Source organism: Streptomyces phytophilus, assembly GCF_013870535.1.
Classification (GTDB): Bacteria; Actinomycetota; Actinomycetes; order Streptomycetales; family Streptomycetaceae; genus Streptomyces; species Streptomyces phytophilus.
The window spans coordinates 1-2,354 of record NZ_JACBXC010000967.1; the positions used below are offsets into that span (position 1 = coordinate 1).

Annotated in this window: 2 protein-coding genes and 1 pseudogene; all 3 read right to left on the minus strand. The window is 74.4% G+C overall.

Annotated features, from left to right (window positions below):
* Nucleotides 1-848 (minus strand): annotated as a pseudogene (locus H5J30_RS27835) (hypothetical protein); the annotation flags it as partial.
* 259 nt (nt 849-1,107) lie between these two features.
* Nucleotides 1,108-1,599, minus strand: a complete 492-nt coding sequence (locus tag H5J30_RS27840) for a transglycosylase SLT domain-containing protein (protein WP_181790061.1) — start codon at nt 1,597-1,599, stop codon at nt 1,108-1,110.
* A 324-nt stretch (nt 1,600-1,923) separates the two neighbouring features.
* Nucleotides 1,924-2,354, minus strand: a 431-nt coding sequence (locus H5J30_RS27845) for a DNA glycosylase AlkZ-like family protein (protein WP_181790062.1), incomplete at its 5' end; no start/stop codon positions are given.

Sequence of the window (2,354 nt, forward strand, 5' to 3'; positions counted from 1 at the left end):
CCGACCTCCATCACCAGCCCGCCGACCTCCGCGCGCTGCAGCCGCATGCGCAGCACACCGACGAGGAAGGCGAGCGGCACGGCGGTCTGGGCCACGTCGGAGAACACGCCCACGGCGCCTTCGACCGGCTCGCCCGCAGGCACGAGCACCACGAGCACGTCCCACAGCAGGAAGGACGTGGCCACGACGACGGCGAGCCAGGCGGGCAGCAGCGCGCGGCGGCGGGCGACGGAGGCGCGCCGCCAGCGCCGTACGACCGCCGCCACCACGGCGAGCGAGACGGCCCAGCCGATGGCGCGGTAGCCGGCGTCGAAGGTGGGGAAGAGGTCGCCGAGCGAGGGCGTGAAGAGCGGGTTGGGGCCGCAGTCGCGGCAGGTGAGGTACGAGCCGCCGGGGTGGGCCGCCGGGTCGAAGGCCAGGGTCCGCAGCAGGCCGCCGGTGGCCACCAGGCCGTAGCCGAGGAGCACCAGGCGGCGGGCGGCCGGGGAGTCGGTGCGGCCGTCGGGGTAGGCGAGGACGAGGTGGGCGAGGACGGCGATGTTCAGGCCCTCCCACCAGGCGCCGGCGGCGAAGAGCGCCGGGACGTCGGTGCCCTGCAGGTTGCCGAGGAACCAGGTGACGCCGACGGCGGTCATCAGCGCCCCGGTCGCGTTGGCGGGGCGCCGCCACCAGGCGGCCAGCCCCGCGCCCGCGTAGGCCCAGCCGACGGCGAGGTCGCGCAGGAGGTCGGCGCCGGTGGCGCCGGTCCCGGCGTACGCCCACGCGCCGACGGCGCCGGAGACGACGGCGACCACGGCGGCCGCCACCGTCCAGCACCGCATCACCTGCGTGGGTTCCCGGTTGTGCACGGGCCAACGCTAAGCCATGCGGAGGGGTGGATGCCGCCGCGAGCCGGCCGGGAACCGCCCGCTGCGGGCGGTCTGACCTGGGACGGGGCCCCGGCGAAGACGGGGCGGATTACCGGAAGGGTGAATTCCGGTCGGAGGTGTGACGGGCGCGCGGCAGGCCGGGACCCCGTCGTCCGGCGGGGGGAGAGTGCCGGACGGCGGGGTCCCGGGGATCACGTGCGCGCGGGGCGGGCCGCGAGGGGGACGGAGTGCGGCGGGCTCAGTAGGCGCCGAAGACGTTGTCGATCGTGCCGTACCTGTCGGCGGCGTAGTTGCACGCGGCGACGATGTTGGCGACCGGGTCGGTGATGTTCTTCGAGGTGCCGGCCACGTGGTAGGCGTCGAACGTGGGCGGGATCACCTGGAGCAGACCCTGCGAGGGGACGCCGTTGACGGCGTTGATGTCCCAGTTGTTGATGGCGTACGGGTTGCCGCTGGACTCGCGCAGGATGTTGCGGTGGATCCCGTCGTACGTGCCGGGGATGCCGTTGCGCTCCATGACGACGAGCGCCTCGTTGATCCACTCGTCCAGGCTCGTGCCGACCGTGGCGGGCGCGGCGACGGGGGCTGCGGGGGCGGCGCTGCGCGGCTCGGCGGCGGCCTGCGGCGCTATCGCGACGGTGAGGGCTACGGCCGCGGCGGCCCAGCCGCCTGCGGCCAGCAGTCGTCGGCGGGCGGGGAGGGCGGGGCGCTGAAGGGCGGGAGCAGACATGTGAGCGGTTCTCATTTCCGTGCCGGAGGTGGGGACGGCCGCCGGAGTCGGTAAACCGAGCGACTCGGGAAGTTTTAACGGACATAAACCTGGAATGCACACACCCCAGTTACTACCGCTCGTAGTGCGACAAGCCGCCGGGGCCGCCCCTCCGCTGAGGCGCCGGGCCTCCCCGCGCCGGGTGCGACGTACGAGGGCGCTTCGTATGTGACGCAGCCCATGTGCGCGAGGTCACAAGTGAAAGCGGGTGTCGAGCGCCAAAACGGACATTGCTTGCTCTTTACCTGCAAACAACCTCGGCAAAGGGGCGCCCGGGGCGGCGTATCAGCCGGTCAGCTCCTTGGCCATGGGCGCCGGGAAGCTGACCACGAGCCCCTCGGCCGCGAGCCAGCCCTCCAGCCGCTCCGCCTCCTCGGCGACGGCCCGCCGGGCCTCGGCCCCGCGGTCGGCCAGCAGCCGGTGCACGACGGCGCCGTCACGGCGCTGCGCCCAGGCGCCGACGATCTCGCCCCGCCACCAGACGGTGGGCCCGGCGTTCCCGGCGCTGTCGAAGAGCCTCGTGCGGTGGGCCGGGTCCGTATACCAGTCGCGGTCGCGCCAGCCCATCGTGGCCGGGTCGAGGCCCGGGAGCAGCGCCGCCCACGGGCCGGGGTCCGCGTCCTCGCCGAGATCGTCCGGCAGTACGTATCCGACGCCCTCGCCGAGCGCCACCTCCGCCGCCGCCAGCTCCGCCAGCGCGCCTCGGACCTGGCCCA

Coding starts and splice junctions, on each gene's coding strand:
- H5J30_RS27840 (WP_181790061.1), bottom strand. CDS start 1,599: ATGTCTGCTCCCGCCCTTCAGCGCCCCGCCCTCCCCGCCCGCCGACGA.